This is a genomic window from Neoalteromonas flava (genome assembly GCF_002807685.1).
GTDB classification, from domain to species: Bacteria; Pseudomonadota; Gammaproteobacteria; order Enterobacterales; family Alteromonadaceae; genus Alteromonas_E; species Alteromonas_E flava.
In genome coordinates, this window is the sequence record NZ_PEAX01000005.1 from 258,725 (window position 1) to 274,996 (window position 16,272).

Genomic DNA, 16,272 nt, shown 5'->3' on the forward strand with positions numbered 1-16,272 from the left:
GTTCGATATCACTAATCTAATTGATTACTTGCCAACCCTAATTCTGCAGCTTTAATCAGATCCACAGAATCGAACTGAATTTTACACTCAGCCTCAATCATTTTGCGCCACACACTGCGCAGCGCTTCTGCGCGCTCGCCAAGCCAAAACTGTTCAGTTTTAGCAATGTAATCCATTACAGGTTGAATATGGCCATCATGATACATGTGCCTAACCAGCTCAAAGTCAGGACCATAGGCACCTAGAAGGATAGAGCGATTGCTGTCGATAGCATTTAGCATTTCTTCACTTGCGAGCGAATGGGCACCTTGCCGATAGGCTAACCATGCTCTAGCGATACCTACAGCGTGGTTCTCATTGCTGAATCCGTCAATAACTTCACCCGCTATCACCTGTTCACGACTGAGTTGTTCTGCGTGTTCAAATAAACGTTCTATTTTGCGCTCAACCAATACAATCGGTTCAAATTGTGCGCTGTACGTTAAATGCCTGCCGAGGAGAGTCATTAGCTGATACTGACTGCTATCAGCCTGGAGACTGAGAGTATAGGTTTGCTCTGTTAATTCGAGTTGACGTTTCGCGCGAGCCTCAAGCGCAGCCAAACGACTTTCAATATATTGATGATATGCCGGATCGGCGCACCCTCTTTGATAGCCAGCCTGAGCGGGAAGAGTAATAAGGCACAGAATGAGGGCATAAATCGCTTTAAACATGATCCAATAAGTTATCTGAGTTTGCTCTACTTATACTGCTTGCCGCCGCGAATTGATTAAACTTCGGATCTATCATGTTGGTTTAGCGTAGCGCAGAATTTGGACGCAAAGCAGCCTCTAAATGGGAAAGCAATGTGTTTTCTGAATACTTATTTATGCTCACTCTGCGCAATGGAAATTCGGCCAATCAAAATATCTTTAAACATTACCCAATCGCCTAACAGACTGTAAAACGGATAAGTGAAAGTGGCTGGTTTGTTGTGTTCAAAAAAGAAGTGACCAACCCAAGCGAAGCCGTAACCGATGACCGGCATTAGCCACAATAAGACCCATTGCTGAGTGTAAATGGCGGTGCCTATTACAGCTAATACCAACCATGAGCCAATGAAATGTAAAAGGCGGCAACGTGGATCTTGATGTTCACTTAAGTAATACGGATAAAACTCGACAAATGAAGAATACATTTTTTGTTGCGTTTGCATAACCAATTCCTTATTCGACCTCTACGACGCTGCGCCTTCGCGCACCTTTGTTGTGATTGGGTTGATATTCAACTTTAACACCACATATTATAGCCATCTTGGCAAAAGCACGGCGTGAATTCAATGCAAAACCTTGCGACAAATATCGTAGAACTTAACCTCGAAAACTTCCAACAGGTGATTATTCAGCAATCCCATGAAAAACTGATTATGGTGGATTTTTGGGCTGATTGGTGTGAGCCGTGTAAGGATTTGATGCCGATATTGCGAAAAATCGCACAGGAATATCCCAACGACATGATTTTGGCCACGGTCGACTGTGAAAAACAGCAAGAAATCGCTGGCCAGTTTGGCGTGCGTAACCTTCCCACCGTGATGTTAGTGAAGGACGGGCAACCCGTCGATGGTTTTGCCGGAGCGCAACCAGAAGCTCAGATCCGTGAAATGCTTGCAAAGCATTTGCCTTCACCGGAACAAGATTTACTGGCTCAAGGCGCGCAGTTAATTGGTGAGGGGAATTATGCAGCAGCTTTCCCTTTGGTCAAACAGGCCTATGAAATCAATCCAGAGAACATTGATGGAAAGTTGATGATGACTGACTGTTTTATTGAACAGGGCTACATCGACCAAGCCAAGGCGATACTAAGTACTATTGGGCTAGTGGATCAAGACGGTCGCTACAGTGCATTGCAAGGCAAAATTGAATTGGCTGAACAGGCTGCGGAGTCTCCTGAAATCAAAGCGTTGCAAGCCAAGTTGGAGAAAAATCCTGATGACATGGAAACCCAAGTACAGCTGTCAGTTCAGCTCCAACAAGCTAATAAACATGAAGAAGCTCTGACATTATTGTATAGCGTGATCAGTAAAGATTTGAATTTTGGTGATGCGAAAAAGTTATTTTTAGATATGGTCAATGCACTGCCTGACGGTGATGCACTAAAATCCACCTACCGCCGCAAAATTTATAGCTTGTTGTATTAATAGGCTGGTACAAGCGTTTACCGTATCCAAAACTAAGCATTCAAACTGTCACGGTACATATTTACCGTGATGGTTGGCTAGTGCTCATTGTCGCCGATGGTTTCAAGCTAGCGCTTGCGAAGCATTGTAGCTCTAATTGCCAGCAAATTATGATCTTTTCGTGATACTTTTGCGATAATTGTTGCGCACACTTTCCTCGTTGTTAATGACATTTACTCACGAGGAATCTATGAAAAAGCGTTATTCAATTCTAGCGGCATCGCTATATTTAGGCACTGCGTCAACGTTATCAGCGGCTGAACTCTCCGTTGAAATAACCAACCTTACTCAAGGGATATACTTTACGCCTTTACTGGTCGTGGCCCACGGCGATGAGAATTCATTATTTGATGTGGGGGCCCCGGCATCTGCAGAGCTTCAGGCAATGGCCGAAGGTGGTAGTCTAGATGGGCTAGCTGCAATTGGTAGTGCGATAAGTGCTGATGCAGTGGCGAATCCAGCCGGTGGTTTACTGGCGCCAGCACAATCAACCACGGCAATGTTAAGTACTGCTGAAAGTAACGATGTGTTGTCTATCGTAGCAATGATCCTGCCCTCCAATGATGGCTTTGTTGGTTTAGATAATTGGCCAATCCCGAGTGAAGCTGGAACCTACACACTCTACCTGAATGCCTATGATGCCGGTACCGAAGCCAATGACGAGCTACGGGGCAGTGGCATGCCAGGCATGCCCGGCATGCCAGTCCCGCCACCTCTAGATCCTCTACTAGGTATGAACGGAACAGGGGTGACTACTATGTCGACAAATACCAACGTACATATTCACCCAGGCAATTTAGGTGATAGTGACGCAGCTGGTGGCATCAGTGATGTAACCAATAATGTCCATCGTTGGCTTAATCCGGTCGCGAAAGTCACGGTTACGGTGCAATAGGGAGGCCGCCATGATTAGCAATCCAATTAAACGCCAGTTGTTGCTGGCAACCGTAGTCAGTGTTGCACTTTCCGGCTGTGGCAGTGATAGCGACGATTTGCCGCCGCCGTCACCACCACCTGAGCCACCGCCACCTGCACCTGTAATGGTAAGTTATGAAGTTACGCTCACTAACCTGACCAATGCGCAGCCATTCTCTCCAGCCGCAATAATACTGCATGCAGAAGGGCAATTGTTTGCAGTTGGTGAGCCTGCTTCGCAAGCCATCGAAGTAATGGCGGAAGGTGGCGACAACTCCCAGCTTATCGCTTTAGATATAGCGTTAAGTGCCGTTTCGGGAGTGGCCCCGATTGGTCCTGGAAACAATGAAACCATTACTGTGACAGTCGAAGACACAACCGATGCATTATTATCCATTACCACAATGCTGGTGAATACAAATGATGCTTTTACCGGTCTTAATGCAATATCCCTATCAGAACTTGCCGTGGGCGATAGCTGGATGACGACGACGGTAGCCTACGATGCGGGTACAGAAGCTAATTCTGAAGCACAAGGCACTATTCCAGGCCCTGTTGATGGTGGTGAAGGTTATAACGCGACGCGTGACGATGTTGACTACGTTGCAATGCATGGTGGTGTAGTAACTGGAGACGATGGATTAATGGACTCCGTGTTGACGGTACAGCACAAGTTTGACAATCCAGTAATGCGGGTAGTTGTAACCCGAATAGAGTAGGAAGTGGAGCATGAACGACAGTGTATTGGTGGTTGAGGATGATAATGATATCGCCGACCTGATACGAGTGAATTTGGCGGAAATAGGGATCACTGTCGATCATGCTGCATACGGCGATGTTGGACTTGCAAAGGCGTTAGACAACCAATATGAGCTGTTACTACTGGATGTAATGCTGCCGAATGTCAGTGGATTGGATATCTGTCGCGAGGTACGCCAACGCAAGCCTGAGCAAGCTATTGTCATGCTCACCGCGAAAGACTCGGAGATGGATCGGGTGTTGGGGTTAGAGCTGGGTGCTGATGATTATCTAACTAAGCCTTTCTCCGTGCGCGAATTGCAGGCTCGGATCCGCGCCCAATTACGTAAAGTGCACATGCTCGCCTGCGCTGTTCAGTCGCAGGATGACACTCAAGCAACCGTGGTTATCGGTCAGCTGCAGATATGTACCAAGCGCCGCACCGTGCTGCTACGTGAGCAGCCCGTGGACTTAACCGCGACCGAGTTTGAGTTGCTGGTTTTTCTGGCACAACACCCTAATCAGGTGTTCTCACGGGCACAGCTGTTGGAATCAGTGTGGGGTTATCACCACAGTGGATACGAACACACGGTGAATTCGCATATCAATCGACTGCGCGCGAAAATAGAGGCGAATGTGACGCGGCCACTCATTATTCAAACAGTGTGGGGCGTTGGCTACAAATTAAATGCCTTGGGAGTACAAGACCAGTGTTGAAGCTATGCTTTTACCAGCGCTTAGCCATTTCATTGGTCAGTGTATTTATCTTAGTTGTTGGTGTATTTGTGTATGCGTCAGCGACGTTGCAACACAATACGCGTTTAGAAGCTGAACAACGTTTGCACGTTGATTTGGCGGCGCACTTAGTGAATGATAATCCGCTCCTCGCGCAAGGCGTTTACGATTATAGTGCATTGAAAAATCTGTTTCATACCTTGATGGTGATGGGGCCAAGTTTTGAATTTTATTATCTGGATCCCGATGGCAAGATTTTGAGCTATGCGTCTGAGCTTGGCGAGTTAGCCCGCGACTCTGTTGAACTTCAGCCTATCACTGATTTTCTACGTGATGCGGCGAGCTTGCCTATTTTGGGGAACGACCCACGCCATTCACAACGCAGCAAAATATTTTCTGTTGCCCCTGTCGTTACTGAGCAAGGGCTGCAAGGCTATATCTACATCATTATTGGTGGTCAGGCCTATGACTCGATCCTTGCGAACTTAAAGCGTAGCGCTGCCACCCAACAATTTGCCATTTTTGCAGCAGCCGCGCTGATATTTTTGTTGGTAGCATTATTGGTGCTATTTAAAGCTTTTACGCGGCCAATGAAGCAGTTGAGTGATGATATGGATACCGTCCGTGATGCCAGTTTTGATGCTAATGCCATCGCCAAGGTAAAGCGTCAGTGGCGGCGCACAAGTCATAATGAAATTCATCGTTTGGGTTGTGCGTTCAACGATATGATGGAACATATCACCGTGCAGTTTGATCGATTGCAGCAAACCGACATTCAACGTCGCGTATTGCTAGCTGATCTGTCCCATGACCTACGCACGCCATTAGCCAACCTTCAGGGTTATATTGAAACTCTGGATATTCAGAACGACACATTGAGTGCTGATGAGCGCAAGCGTTTTATCGAGATATCGTTGAAAAACGCGGGCAATTTAAAGCGCTTGATTGAGCAAATATTCGAGCTTGCTTATTTAGAAGCAGGGCAAGTCACACTCACGCAAGAGGCCTTCTCAGTCGCCGAACTGTTACATGACGTCGCAGCTACCTTTTCCGGCCAACTGACGAGCAAGAATATTGCTCTGCGCGTCAAAGCCGACGCACCGGATCTTTTTGTGCATGCAGATATAGGCAAAGTTGAACGTATTGTGGCGAATCTTTTAGATAATGCGATCCGGCACACGCCTGAGGATGGGCAAATTGAATTGGTGTTGACGCGCCAAGAAACACTCGCCTGTATTGAGGTTAAAGACACGGGAAATGGAATTGCTGAAAGTGAATTGGCATTTATTTTCGCAGCCCGCTATCAAGCAGCCAATCAGTGCAGTGATGATCGTGTCCACGTTGGTCTGGGTTTGGCTATATGTCAAAAACTAACCGCATTGATGCGCGGTGAGATCAGTGTAAGTAGTCAAGTAGGGCGAGGTACTGTGTTTAGTCTGAGTTTGCCACTGGCCCCTTAGAGGGTGGGAAAATATATCGAACTAACCACGCACGTGCTACCATGCTCGTCAGCTACTTACGGCACTTTTTAATTATTTTGCTATGTACCAGCATTTGTACTCACGTTTTTTAACGGCTAACCCAAATAAACAGCATTTTGCTTGTCACAGCCATTATTTTTGGCCTGATGTAACACGCGACGCTCAGTTGCAATATTGGGATGATACGGCACGATATGTCGACGAAAAATGGGGCTATTTCTTCAGTGATTGTATCCCCGACGTGCAGCAGCAAATCGCGCGCATCCTTAATGCGCCGGATCCAGAACAAATTGTGTTTGCCCCAAACACCCACGAACTGCTTTACCGGATCATGTCCTGTTTGCCGTCTGGGCGGCCAATAAGGATCTTAACCACTGACAGCGAATTTCACAGCTTTTCGCGCCAAGTTGCGCGCATGGAAGAGGCAGAGCAGGTAGTCGTAACACGGATCCCATCTGCACCTTATGCGACTTTCACCCAGCGCTTCATTGAGGCGATAAATGCTAACTACCATGATTTAGTGTTTTTTAGTCAGGTGTTTTTCAATTCAGGCGTGGTTGTTGAAGACCTTCCATCAATTGTTAATGCGGTTACTGACTCCAATACACAAGTTGTGGTCGATGGCTACCATGGCTTTATGGCTAAACCCACAGATATCAGCCCGCTCGCCCATCGCGCTTTTTATTTAGCGGGTAGTTATAAATATGCTCAAGGTGGCGAGGGCGCTTGTTTTGCGGTGGTTCCTGTCGGCTGTGAATTGCGCCCAGTTTATACCGGTTGGTATGCTGAGTTTGGCGAGCTGAGCAGCGCCAAGCAGGGTGAGGTTAAATACAGCAAAACGGGCATGCGCTTCGCCGGAGCAACGATGGATTTTTCTGCGATTTATCGTTTGCGCGCGGTATTAAATATGCTTACCGAAGAAGCGCTAAGTGTCGATGTGATCAACGCGTTTATTCAATCTTGCCAACAACAATTTCTTGCGCACATAGATGCGCTTAAACATCCTCTGCTTAATCGCGATAGTCTGTTATGCCACGACTTATCGAATCATGGCCATTTTTTAACCTTTGCATTACCCGATGCAGCAACTGCAGCGCGATTGCATGATAAATTAGCTAACGCTGGAATCCTCACAGATTATCGAGCAGAAAGGTTACGCTTTGGTTTTGCGCTTTATCATGATCCAAACCAGTACGACTTTTCCTGCTTGAGCGAGCACGCGCTGTAATGGATTACTCAATGTGGTTTATTGCATTGGCTTTAGTGTTGATTATTGAAGGCATTGGGCCACTTTTATTTCCAAAAAAGTGGCAAAAATTTATGCTGACTATCAGCCTGCAATCCCCAAATGAACTGCGTCGTGTGGGTGGGGTCCTGGTAATAACTGGGGTGATCAGCTTATGGTTTTTATTGCGTTGATCACTCTTGAACAAGTTTTTTAATTCCTTGTTGAGCTCGGCGCAACTCGGCGATAAGCGCAGGTGCAGCAAGCGGTTCATCCAAAACCAATACCCGTAAATCATTGGCGGCTACGTCTAAAGTTAACGGTTTATTGGCATCGATTTGAATATTCTCACCAGTAAGAGCGTCAGTCCATGTACCGCTATTTAAATATTTCTCTAGCGTTACTTGTGTTGCCCCACCTTTATTAAGCACCACCAAGGCGGTTTGAGTAACACCGTTAAATTGCAATACTCGATAAAATGCTGCGACATTACCGCTAAAAGAAAGGTTGAATTGTAGCCCTTGTTGTAATGCCTGTAATTGTTTGCGTAAGTTGGCTACACGACTGAGTTGTTGTTGAATAGGGTGCTGTTTCGCCCGTTCTACATTTTCTTGCCCAAAGTAATTGCGGTTGCCTTCGTGCTCGGCCTTACCGGTCATAAAATTAATTTCAGAGCCGTAATAGATTACCGGGATGCCACGACTGGTGAATAGCCAGTTGTTTGCATTGATAAAACCAGCATCATCAGCATTCATGCGCGCCATATCGTGATTGTCGTAAAAGGTCATCAGCTCGTAGGGGTTTTGATACATGCCTGAAGTCAGGTGTAAATACGACGTGAGGTCGGCGAAATCACTCGCAGGATTTTCAAATACCTGGGTTATGGCCTGACGGCCAGGAAAATCTAATACACTCACACCGCCATTTTCAGGCTGAGTGTGCTGCGCAATAAATTCTGCATCATAGGAATAGCTTTCACCAAACATAAACATACTTGGATAGTCACGGCGAATGTCATCGGCTAGGCGTTTCCAAAAGTGATGTGGCATTTCCTTAATGGTATCGATGCGAATAGCATCAACTCCCTGCGCTAGCCAATAGCGATAAGCATTGAGCAAATAGTTGTAAGCTGTATTACTGTTTTCATTGATATCAGATAATTGGGCAAGTCCTGTCTGTCGGTTATAAAACGCGTGCAGGGGATTATCATCACTCAACTCTGTCGGATGTAAATTTTGATGATCAGCTACCAAGTTGCCCTGAGCATCATAAAGCTCGCCAAAGAGGGGTTGATCCTCAACCATACTGTAAGCCGGTGAGCCATGATTGGCGACGATATCGAGTACAAACTTGAGGCCCTTCTGTTCCAGTGCAGCGGTGAAATCTTTGAATTTAAGCCCTGCTGAGATCAGATGCTCGTCTTCTTGGTAAAAGTTGTGTGCCCAATAACCGTGGTAGCCAGTCTTGCCGCCATCCTTATAGCCGCCCGCATAAGTAATGGTTTCACCTCCATTGAAGGCAAGATCTGGGTTATCCCAAATTGGGGTAAGCCAAATCGCAGTGAAACCCATGTCACGAATATAGTCAGCATTATTCAGCACGCCACGAAAATCACCGCCCAAATACCCCACGTTAGCAGACTGTCCATTTGGGCCAAGCAAGGGGCGGTCAAAGGTATACCACTGCCCCTCTGCGTAATCTTTGCCCTGTTCAGCGTGATTGTTGGTTGGGTCACCATCGACAAAACGGTCGGTCAACGCGAAGTAAATAGCTTCTTTGGCAAACGGTTCACTGGTACCAAAAAAAACGTCAGTAGATTCTGCGCTCGTAGCGCTGAGACTGGCTAAGGCTAGGATTATTAACGCTCGTTTCTGCATAGGGAGCTCTGTTTACACGATTTTCGCTAGATTTACATATTGCTAACATTGAGTCACGTTACATACGTTTGCACCGTGGCGTGTGGTTTCTAATGACTGCGATGCCGAGCGCTCAGGATTCGACTTTTAAGCATTTTATGGCGAAATGTGCGCTAGGTTTAATGTAGAGGTAACGGTCCTCCCTAATTAAATGAATAAAACTTTTATTAAATAAATCAGTGCACTGCATAACACCTTTAGGTTGTTGTCTAAACTGCTCGAAAAAAGGTCAACAGTTGAGGTTTTTTTTGGTAGGATCCGCGTCTATTTTTTCGATAGTAAATTTCCATGGCTAAAAATGTTGTAGTGCTCGGCACCCAATGGGGTGATGAGGGCAAGGGTAAGGTTGTTGACTTACTTACGGATCGCGCCAAATATGTGGTGCGGTATCAGGGCGGGCACAATGCCGGTCACACGCTTGTCATTGACGGTGAAAAAACGGTGTTGCACCTGATACCCTCCGGTATTTTACGTGACAACGTAACCTGTGTGATTGGTAATGGTGTCGTACTAAGCCCTGAAGCATTATTAACTGAAATGAAAATGCTTGAAGATCGCGGCGTACCTGTGCGCGAGCGATTGGTCATCAGTGAGGCTTGTCCATTAATTCTGCCGTTCCATATTGCACTGGATCAAGCGCGCGAAAAAGCTCGCGGTGATAAGGCGATTGGTACTACTGGGCGTGGTATTGGTCCAGCTTATGAAGATAAAGTCTCGCGCCGTGGATTGCGCGTCGGGGATTTATTTAATCCCGAGGATTTCGCCAGCAAGTTAAAAGAAGTTCTGGCTTATCATAACTTTATGCTGACTGAATACTACAAAGCGCCAGCGGTTGATTTTGATACTGTTTTGAGCGAAGCGTTAGCTGTTGCCGATATGCTCAAAGCGATGGTGGTCGATGTTACTGATACGCTAGACAAAGCGCGTTTGCGTGGTGATGCCATTATGTTTGAAGGTGCCCAAGGTACCTTATTAGACATTGACCACGGCACTTATCCGTATGTGACTTCATCGAATACTACTGTTGGTGGTGTTGCTACCGGTGCTGGTTTTGGGCCGTTAAACTTGGATTACGTGCTGGGTATCGTTAAAGCCTACACCACCCGTGTTGGTTCAGGGCCTTTCCCCACAGAGCTTGAATGTGCCGTTGGCGAGCACTTAGGTGTTAAAGGGCATGAATTCGGTGCAACTACTGGACGGAAACGTCGTACTGGTTGGTTTGACGCGGTTGCGATGAAACGAGCTGTGCAAATTAACTCTATTACTGGTTTCTGCTTAACTAAGCTTGATGTTTTAGACGGCTTGGAAGAACTCCAAATCTGTATTGGTTATAAAGATGCAGAAGGTAATATTGCAGATGTTCCGCCAATGGCAGCAGATGGATACGAGTTAGTTACGCCAGTGTATGAGAGCATGCCAGGCTGGTCAGAAAACACCTTTGGTTTGACTGATTTCGAGCAGTTACCGCAAGCCGCTAAAAATTACATTAAGCGGTTAGAAGAATTAACCGGTGTACCGATGGATATCATTTCCACTGGACCGGACCGCGCACACACGATGGTTGTTCGCCATCCTTATGACGCGTAAATTTCTTTTTCTACTTACACAAAAAAACCAGCCGCTCGGCTGGTTTTTTTATCCCTAAGATCAGTAGTTCCCAAGTTGTCAGTATGTTTTACTTTATGTGCAGATAAGGATGTATTTGCTTTTGAATTTTTAGTTTTTTAACTAATCACGTAAGGATACTGAAATGAGAACACTATCCATAAATGAGATGGAGCGAGTCAATGGTGGCGTTGGGCCAATAGGAGCGGTTATAGGAGGAGCGATAGGTGGAATTAGTCAAGCAGTCAATGGCGCGAGTATGAGTGGAATTATGAGCGGGATTGCACTAGGGGCATTATCTGGATTTACCGGTGGATTGGCAGCAGCAACTTCTGGCTTTGTGAGAGCGGGTTGGGCAATAAGATCCGTTGGAAGTGGCTTTGCTAGTGGCGCTTCTATTTCTAATCAATCAACAGAATCGAATAGTGATACAACGGACGAGTAATGGGATTCAATTCTGTGAAAGGCCTAAACCGAATCAGCATCCGAAATATTTTGATGTCGACGTCGAGTATGTATAAAGACTGGGATCCGAGCAAAAGGGCAAAATGGCAGGAAATATACCGTCAAGGCTTTGTCCGATTTTTCATCTGGCGCGGCCTCTTAATTTACACAACTTCGATTTTTGTTCCACTGTACTTTCTCACATTGAGCTTGGTACAAAGAGCTGAAATTTCACAAAGCGTACATGCATCTATATTAAACGTCTTTATGCTAAGCGTTATAGGTGGATTTTTGTTTTGCTTGTGTATGTGGTTTGGCACTCTTTTTTCTTATCAGAAAAATGCTCAAATAAACCAAGAGAGGCAATAGCCTCTCTTGGTTTTCAGGACAACGAATTTCAAATTTGGGAATTGCTTATGCTTTGATGACAGGTAGCTTTACTTGCACTTGTGCAGGAACCAGCTTCAGAACCCACTTGCGGCAGCCATGCCAGAACGCTGATAACAATAGCAGCGAAGACCCGATGCATAAGCCAGTAATCGCAAAACTTGAGGTGACCATGCCGAATGTCTCCATCAAACTGGAGAACGTGTAAATTACGTACACTAGCGCTGAAACCATGATGGCGCGGCGATCTACTGCGATACTGATCAAGGCCAATAACACATACAACCCTAAAACTACTAACGAAATCATGATCCCACCATTACCATCAAGTACACCAAGACTTTGGAATATCGGATGCACAATCATTGGGGCAGACAATAAGTGTAGCCAGAAAGCCACATCGGAGGCACGCGTCTGACGTTTAGTGTCTTTGCTGTCCCAGTACATAGCCAAACCGAAAATCAGCAGGCCAAAGGTCAATAGAATGTTATTCACATAGAACACTGTTGCTGGGAAGTAATACAAAATGGCGCCGACGATACCAGCAGTCAATGCAGCGGCTCCTGCTGCCACAGTAATCGGTACACGGAAGCGAAGCCAATGACAAATCGCACCGACGGTGGTTAATAGGCCTGAAGCAATTAGGGCAAACTCTTTGGTTTCAGGTTGAAACAAAATGGGAGTCGCAAATAGCCCAAGTAAAAAGGACAACAGCAGCGCTATAGCGGGTAGTGCCATGCGTCGTTTGATAACAAAATACTCTGCCAGTCCCCACGATCCCAATGCGACGGCGATACCGCCAAGTGGGGGAGATACTGAATAGCCTAACCATGCTAGAGAAGCCAACAATAATCCGCTGGCGATAACCACAAAAATGTCATTAAAGCCGTTGATCAAACGGAAATTTTCCTCATCAACTGCATGCGAGTTTCGAGTTTGGTTTATGTAATGGCGAAAATCCTGCACTGCTGCAGAAGTGAGAATATTGTTTTGCACCGCCTGATTTAAATCTTCATCGGTATACATGTGCGTTCCTTTTTCTACTCGTTATTCGTACATCGCCTGTTTTGCAATATCGAAGCCAAAAATAAAAGCACTAAAAAACAATGATTTAAATTGTCTTTTAAAGGTGGTGGCATAATTCACCAAAGAAAAATGAGCAGATTGACTAAATGTTGGTTGGTCACATCATAAACATACCAGTGCATTGAAATAGCATTGGTAAACCACCATAACCGAAATATAAGCGGGCTTACTTCGTGTGTATGTTGGCGCAAGGGTTGACTGATCAAGCAGCACGAAATCTCGTACTAATAGCCTATGTGGTGTGCAATAATGCACCGATTAAATCGAGAATGAGATGGACTATGACTGCGACTATTTCTGATATTTCAGGCACTAATCGTAAAGACGATTTTCGTTACATTGAGGATTCCTTTGCGAAACTCGATGCGCATTTTAATTCGGGGGTGACCTTTGAATACCAATGGCGCGTTAAGCAGCTAAAACAGCTTAGTCGACTTGTGGAAGAACACCAACAAGACATCCAAAAGGCCTTGAAGCAAGATCTCGGTAAATGTGAGATGGAGGCTTGGATTTCTGAAATTGGTTATTTACAAGCAGAAATCAAGCACACGCTAAAACACCTAAAAAGCTGGATGAAGACACGCAAAGTCTCTTCACCCCTGTTAGCACAACCCGGCAAAAGTTACCTTAAGCCTGATCCATTAGGTGTAGTGCTGATCATTGGTGCATGGAATTATCCTTTTCAACTTGTTTTAGCACCGCTTATCGCAGCGATAGCCGCGGGTAATTGCGCGGTATTAAAACCTTCCGAACTTTCGGTGGCGACATCCGTCCTCATTGCCAAATTAATTCCACAGTATTTGGATAATCAAGCGTTTTGCGTAATTGAGGGGGGCAAAGAGGAAACTACTGAGATCCTGAAATTGCCTTTTGCGCACAGTTTTTATACCGGCGGAGAAGCGGTCGGTAAAATTGTTATGCGCGCGGCGGCGGAACATTTAACGCCGGTGACGTTAGAGTTAGGTGGCAAGAGCCCCTGTATTGTTGATAAAAATACCGATCTTGAGGTTACTGCACAGCGCATTGTTTGGGCTAAATGGATGAATGCCGGGCAAACCTGTGTTGCGCCTGACTACGTGTTAGTTGAGCAAGACTTCGTTGAACCCTTATTGGATGCTATCAAGCGCAAACTGATTAAACAGTATGGTGATGACCCACGCGCCTCGGCCGACTATGGGCGCATTGTTAATACCCGTCACTGCGCACGCTTGGCAAGTTACTTAGAAGGGCAAAATGTCATTCATGGCGGCGTTGTAGATATTGATGAGCGTTACCTTTCGCCAACCATAGTGTTAGATCCCAAGCTAGATTCTACAGTGATGCAAGAAGAAATCTTTGGTCCTATTCTGCCGATCATTCCGGTTGAATCAATGGATGCTGCCATTCGCTTAATTAATCAGCGGGCGAAGCCGCTCGCCATGTATTTGTTCACTAAGAACAGCCAGTTAGAACAAAAAATTCTGCAGAAGACCAGCGCGGGCAGCGTATGTATCAATGACGGCTTTATGTTTATGGTCAACCCTGAATTACCCTTTGGGGGTGTTGGACATTCAGGGATGGGGAGCTACCACGGTAAATGGGGTTTTGATACGTTCAGTCATTTGAAATCTGTGATGAAGCGCAGTTTTTGGTTTGATTTAGACGTGCGCTACGCGCCGTTTAATAAGACTAAATTAAGTTTGCTGAAAAAACTGCAGTAAGGGGCTAGTAGATTGACAACAGCGACAGTTTCTCCGTTTCATCTTGCCATTCCGGTGAGTAGTTTAACTAATGCACGCGCGTTTTATGGAGCCTTGTTAGGCTGTGCACAAGGGCGCAGCAGTGAACAATGGATTGATTGGAATTTCTTTGGCCATCAATTGGTCACGCATAAAGTCGCGCGAATGCCATCGGCACCTGAGCACAATCAAGTTGATAGTAAAGCCGTGCCTGTCCCACATTTTGGGGTTGTATTACCACCAGAGCATTGGCAAGTATTGGCAGATAAGCTATCAGCGCAAAAGTTTGAATTCGTTATCGCGCCTTATACGCGCTTTAAAGGCGAAGTTGGTGAGCAATCAACCATGTTTCTACTCGACTACTGCGGTAATGCACTTGAATTCAAAGCCTTTGCTGACATAGAGCAATTATTTGCGTCGTAAGCGCTTAAATCATCACAAAGCTTGCAAATGTAAAAGCTAATAAGCTGAGTCCCCCAGCAAATAAGGCGTAGGGGAGTTGCGTTCTCACATGAGTCAGTAGGTCGCAACCTGCAGCAATTGAGGATACCGCCGTAGTATCAGAAATGGGTGAACAGTGATCGCCAAAAATGCCTCCGCCAAGTATGGCGGCCAATACTAATTCTGGAGGCAGTCCTAGCGTCTGGATTAAGGGAACGCCAATCGGTACAAGGATCGCGAAGGTGCCCCAACTAGTACCTGTAGTAAATGACATGATCCCGCCGGCCACAAACAGTAAGGGTACGATCAAGTAGACAGATAAATATTCACCAACGATCCCGGCGACAAATACCCCAGTACCTAAACTTTTAAGACTGGCACCTAAGGTTAACGAAAGTAAAACAATGGTTACTAAGGGCAATAGTTCGCCCATCCCTTTAAAACCGACAGTCACTAATTCTTGGTGACTAAATCGTCGGTGGAAGAGCAATAAAAAGTAGGCGACCATACAGGCGAGTACCGTAGCATAAAGTACAGATTTACTGCCACTGCCGGCAGCAAGATCGCCCTCTCCCGTCCATAGCATAAAGCCAAGCATGGCAACAACCATGGTTAACAGCGGAACTAGCATAAAACGCGCTTTAGTTGCGGGTGCGGCGCTTAGCTCAGAATCGGTACTACTGAGTTGCGTCTCCTCCTGCTTCATTGGGCCGTGTAGCCTGTCGGTGAAAATCGTATATAGCACAATCACTAGGGTAAAAATGGCGTAAAAGTTAAACGGCACGCTGCCCCACAAAATAGCTGCTGGTGGTTTATCTAATTCATAGGTACTCAGCAGGCCTAAGACAAAGGCACCCCAACCATTCAACAAAATTAATATACACACGGGGGCACTGGTACTATCAATGATGTAAGCCAAGCGAGCCCGACTCATCTTGAATTTATCGAATAGTCCACGGGATAAAATACCCGCCGTCAACACGCTTAAGTTTGACTCAATAAAAACAGCAATGCCGGTTAAAAAGGTTAAGCCGCCGACTTGTCGTTTGCCTTTCGCAATACCTTTATTTACTAATAGTGCGACCGTTGCAGCAACTCCACCGGAGTCTCTGAGATAGGCTAATAGCGCACCGATCAAGATACTAAATAATAAGATCCGTGCGTTACCACCATCAGTAACGATAGCAATCACCCGTTCGATACTATTAATTGGACTCAGCAGCACACTTTGCTCACCGCTACCGACTAAAAGCAGTGCTTCAGCACACAGTACGGCCATCAACAACGCCAGAATAACTTCTTTTTTCCAAAACACGATAGCGATAGCTACGAGTGGTGGGATAATTGAAATCCAGTCCATGTTGGT

At 45.9% G+C, this 16,272-nt stretch carries 16 protein-coding genes; 11 read left to right on the top strand and 5 right to left on the bottom strand.

Features of this window, described 5'->3' with window-relative positions:
- Nucleotides 1–11 precede the first annotated feature (11 nt).
- Both CSH92_RS13165 and CSH92_RS13170 read right to left on the bottom strand, forming a co-directional pair.
- Nucleotides 12–713, bottom strand: coding sequence for a hypothetical protein (locus CSH92_RS13165; RefSeq protein WP_100658098.1), 702 nt, complete (start codon nucleotides 711–713; stop codon nucleotides 12–14).
- A 149-nt stretch (nucleotides 714–862) separates the two neighbouring features.
- Nucleotides 863–1,195 (bottom strand): Mpo1-like protein, encoded by a 333-nt coding sequence (locus CSH92_RS13170; protein WP_100658099.1) that lies wholly within the window; start codon nucleotides 1,193–1,195, stop codon nucleotides 863–865.
- A 123-nt stretch (nucleotides 1,196–1,318) separates the two neighbouring features.
- Between CSH92_RS13170 and trxA the strand changes: the two genes are divergently transcribed.
- The 7 genes from trxA (at nucleotide 1,319) to CSH92_RS13205 (ending at nucleotide 7,503) form a co-directional block, all read left to right on the top strand.
- Nucleotides 1,319–2,176, top strand: coding sequence for a thioredoxin (gene trxA, locus CSH92_RS13175; protein ID WP_100658100.1), 858 nt, complete (start codon nucleotides 1,319–1,321; stop codon nucleotides 2,174–2,176).
- A 229-nt stretch (nucleotides 2,177–2,405) separates the two neighbouring features.
- Nucleotides 2,406–3,110 carry a spondin domain-containing protein gene (locus CSH92_RS13180; RefSeq protein ID WP_100658101.1) on the top strand — a complete coding sequence of 235 codons (705 nt, stop codon included), beginning with the start codon at nucleotides 2,406–2,408 and terminating at the stop codon, nucleotides 3,108–3,110.
- Between the two features lie 10 nt (nucleotides 3,111–3,120).
- Nucleotides 3,121–3,849 carry a spondin domain-containing protein gene (locus tag CSH92_RS13185; protein WP_100658102.1) on the top strand — a complete coding sequence of 243 codons (729 nt, stop codon included), beginning with the start codon at nucleotides 3,121–3,123 and terminating at the stop codon, nucleotides 3,847–3,849.
- A 10-nt stretch (nucleotides 3,850–3,859) separates the two neighbouring features.
- Nucleotides 3,860–4,585, top strand: coding sequence for a response regulator transcription factor (locus tag CSH92_RS13190; protein ID WP_100658103.1), 726 nt, complete (start codon nucleotides 3,860–3,862; stop codon nucleotides 4,583–4,585).
- Nucleotides 4,579–6,063 (top strand): sensor histidine kinase, encoded by a 1,485-nt coding sequence (locus CSH92_RS13195; protein ID WP_240612809.1) that lies wholly within the window; start codon nucleotides 4,579–4,581, stop codon nucleotides 6,061–6,063. The genes CSH92_RS13190 and CSH92_RS13195 overlap by 7 nt, the downstream gene beginning before the upstream one ends.
- Nucleotides 6,064–6,145: 82 nt before the next feature.
- The gene (locus CSH92_RS13200) at nucleotides 6,146–7,312 is read left to right on the top strand and encodes an aminotransferase class V-fold PLP-dependent enzyme (protein WP_100658104.1); all 1,167 of its coding nucleotides are present in this window, start codon (nucleotides 6,146–6,148) and stop codon (nucleotides 7,310–7,312) included.
- A gap of 11 nt (nucleotides 7,313–7,323) precedes the next feature.
- Nucleotides 7,324–7,503: a DUF2065 domain-containing protein gene (locus CSH92_RS13205; RefSeq protein WP_240612810.1), complete on the top strand. Its 180-nt coding sequence runs from the start codon at nucleotides 7,324–7,326 to the stop codon at nucleotides 7,501–7,503.
- Here CSH92_RS13205 and CSH92_RS13210 read toward each other — a convergent pair whose 3' ends face one another.
- A complete protein-coding gene (locus tag CSH92_RS13210) occupies nucleotides 7,504–9,186 on the bottom strand; it encodes an alpha-amylase family glycosyl hydrolase (RefSeq protein WP_100658105.1) in 1,683 nt (560 codons plus the stop codon). It lies immediately after the preceding gene.
- A gap of 327 nt (nucleotides 9,187–9,513) precedes the next feature.
- Between CSH92_RS13210 and CSH92_RS13215 the strand changes: the two genes are divergently transcribed.
- Both CSH92_RS13215 and CSH92_RS13220 read left to right on the top strand, forming a co-directional pair.
- Nucleotides 9,514–10,812 (top strand): adenylosuccinate synthase, encoded by a 1,299-nt coding sequence (locus CSH92_RS13215; RefSeq protein ID WP_100658106.1) that lies wholly within the window; start codon nucleotides 9,514–9,516, stop codon nucleotides 10,810–10,812.
- Nucleotides 10,813–10,975: 163 nt separating this feature from the next.
- A complete protein-coding gene (locus tag CSH92_RS13220; protein ID WP_100658107.1) occupies nucleotides 10,976–11,275 on the top strand; it encodes a hypothetical protein in 300 nt (99 codons plus the stop codon).
- 413 nt (nucleotides 11,276–11,688) lie between these two features.
- Here CSH92_RS13220 and CSH92_RS13230 read toward each other — a convergent pair whose 3' ends face one another.
- A complete protein-coding gene (locus CSH92_RS13230) occupies nucleotides 11,689–12,687 on the bottom strand; it encodes a hypothetical protein (protein WP_100658109.1) in 999 nt (332 codons plus the stop codon).
- Between the two features lie 341 nt (nucleotides 12,688–13,028).
- Here CSH92_RS13230 and CSH92_RS13235 point away from each other — a divergent pair, with 341 nt between their 5' ends.
- Together CSH92_RS13235 and CSH92_RS13240 are read left to right on the top strand one after the other, a co-directional pair.
- Nucleotides 13,029–14,447: an aldehyde dehydrogenase family protein gene (locus CSH92_RS13235; RefSeq protein ID WP_100658233.1), complete on the top strand. Its 1,419-nt coding sequence runs from the start codon at nucleotides 13,029–13,031 to the stop codon at nucleotides 14,445–14,447.
- A gap of 12 nt (nucleotides 14,448–14,459) precedes the next feature.
- Nucleotides 14,460–14,888, top strand: a complete 429-nt coding sequence (locus CSH92_RS13240) for a VOC family protein (protein ID WP_100658110.1) — start codon at nucleotides 14,460–14,462, stop codon at nucleotides 14,886–14,888.
- 4 nt (nucleotides 14,889–14,892) lie between these two features.
- Here the strand turns inward: CSH92_RS13240 and CSH92_RS13245 are convergent, their stop codons facing one another.
- Nucleotides 14,893–16,266 carry a Na+/H+ antiporter NhaC family protein gene (locus CSH92_RS13245; RefSeq protein WP_100658111.1) on the bottom strand — a complete coding sequence of 458 codons (1,374 nt, stop codon included), beginning with the start codon at nucleotides 16,264–16,266 and terminating at the stop codon, nucleotides 14,893–14,895.
- Nucleotides 16,267–16,272: the final 6 nt, after the last annotated feature.

What these genes read in the sequence shown, in the direction of transcription:
- CSH92_RS13165 (WP_100658098.1), bottom strand. Translation starts at nt 713, where the DNA reads ATGTTTAAAGCGATTTATGCCCTCATTCTGTGCCTTATTACTCTTCCC.
- CSH92_RS13170 (WP_100658099.1), bottom strand. Translation starts at nt 1,195, where the DNA reads ATGCAAACGCAACAAAAAATGTATTCTTCATTTGTCGAGTTTTATCCG.
- trxA (WP_100658100.1), top strand. Translation starts at nt 1,319, where the DNA reads ATGCAAAACCTTGCGACAAATATCGTAGAACTTAACCTCGAAAACTTC.
- CSH92_RS13180 (WP_100658101.1), top strand. Translation starts at nt 2,406, where the DNA reads ATGAAAAAGCGTTATTCAATTCTAGCGGCATCGCTATATTTAGGCACT.
- CSH92_RS13185 (WP_100658102.1), top strand. Translation starts at nt 3,121, where the DNA reads ATGATTAGCAATCCAATTAAACGCCAGTTGTTGCTGGCAACCGTAGTC.
- CSH92_RS13190 (WP_100658103.1), top strand. Translation starts at nt 3,860, where the DNA reads ATGAACGACAGTGTATTGGTGGTTGAGGATGATAATGATATCGCCGAC.
- CSH92_RS13200 (WP_100658104.1), top strand. Translation starts at nt 6,146, where the DNA reads ATGTACCAGCATTTGTACTCACGTTTTTTAACGGCTAACCCAAATAAA.
- CSH92_RS13205 (WP_240612810.1), top strand. Translation starts at nt 7,324, where the DNA reads ATGTGGTTTATTGCATTGGCTTTAGTGTTGATTATTGAAGGCATTGGG.
- CSH92_RS13210 (WP_100658105.1), bottom strand. Translation starts at nt 9,186, where the DNA reads ATGCAGAAACGAGCGTTAATAATCCTAGCCTTAGCCAGTCTCAGCGCT.
- CSH92_RS13215 (WP_100658106.1), top strand. Translation starts at nt 9,514, where the DNA reads ATGGCTAAAAATGTTGTAGTGCTCGGCACCCAATGGGGTGATGAGGGC.
- CSH92_RS13220 (WP_100658107.1), top strand. Translation starts at nt 10,976, where the DNA reads ATGAGAACACTATCCATAAATGAGATGGAGCGAGTCAATGGTGGCGTT.
- CSH92_RS13230 (WP_100658109.1), bottom strand. Translation starts at nt 12,687, where the DNA reads ATGTATACCGATGAAGATTTAAATCAGGCGGTGCAAAACAATATTCTC.
- CSH92_RS13235 (WP_100658233.1), top strand. Translation starts at nt 13,029, where the DNA reads ATGACTGCGACTATTTCTGATATTTCAGGCACTAATCGTAAAGACGAT.
- CSH92_RS13245 (WP_100658111.1), bottom strand. Translation starts at nt 16,266, where the DNA reads ATGGACTGGATTTCAATTATCCCACCACTCGTAGCTATCGCTATCGTG.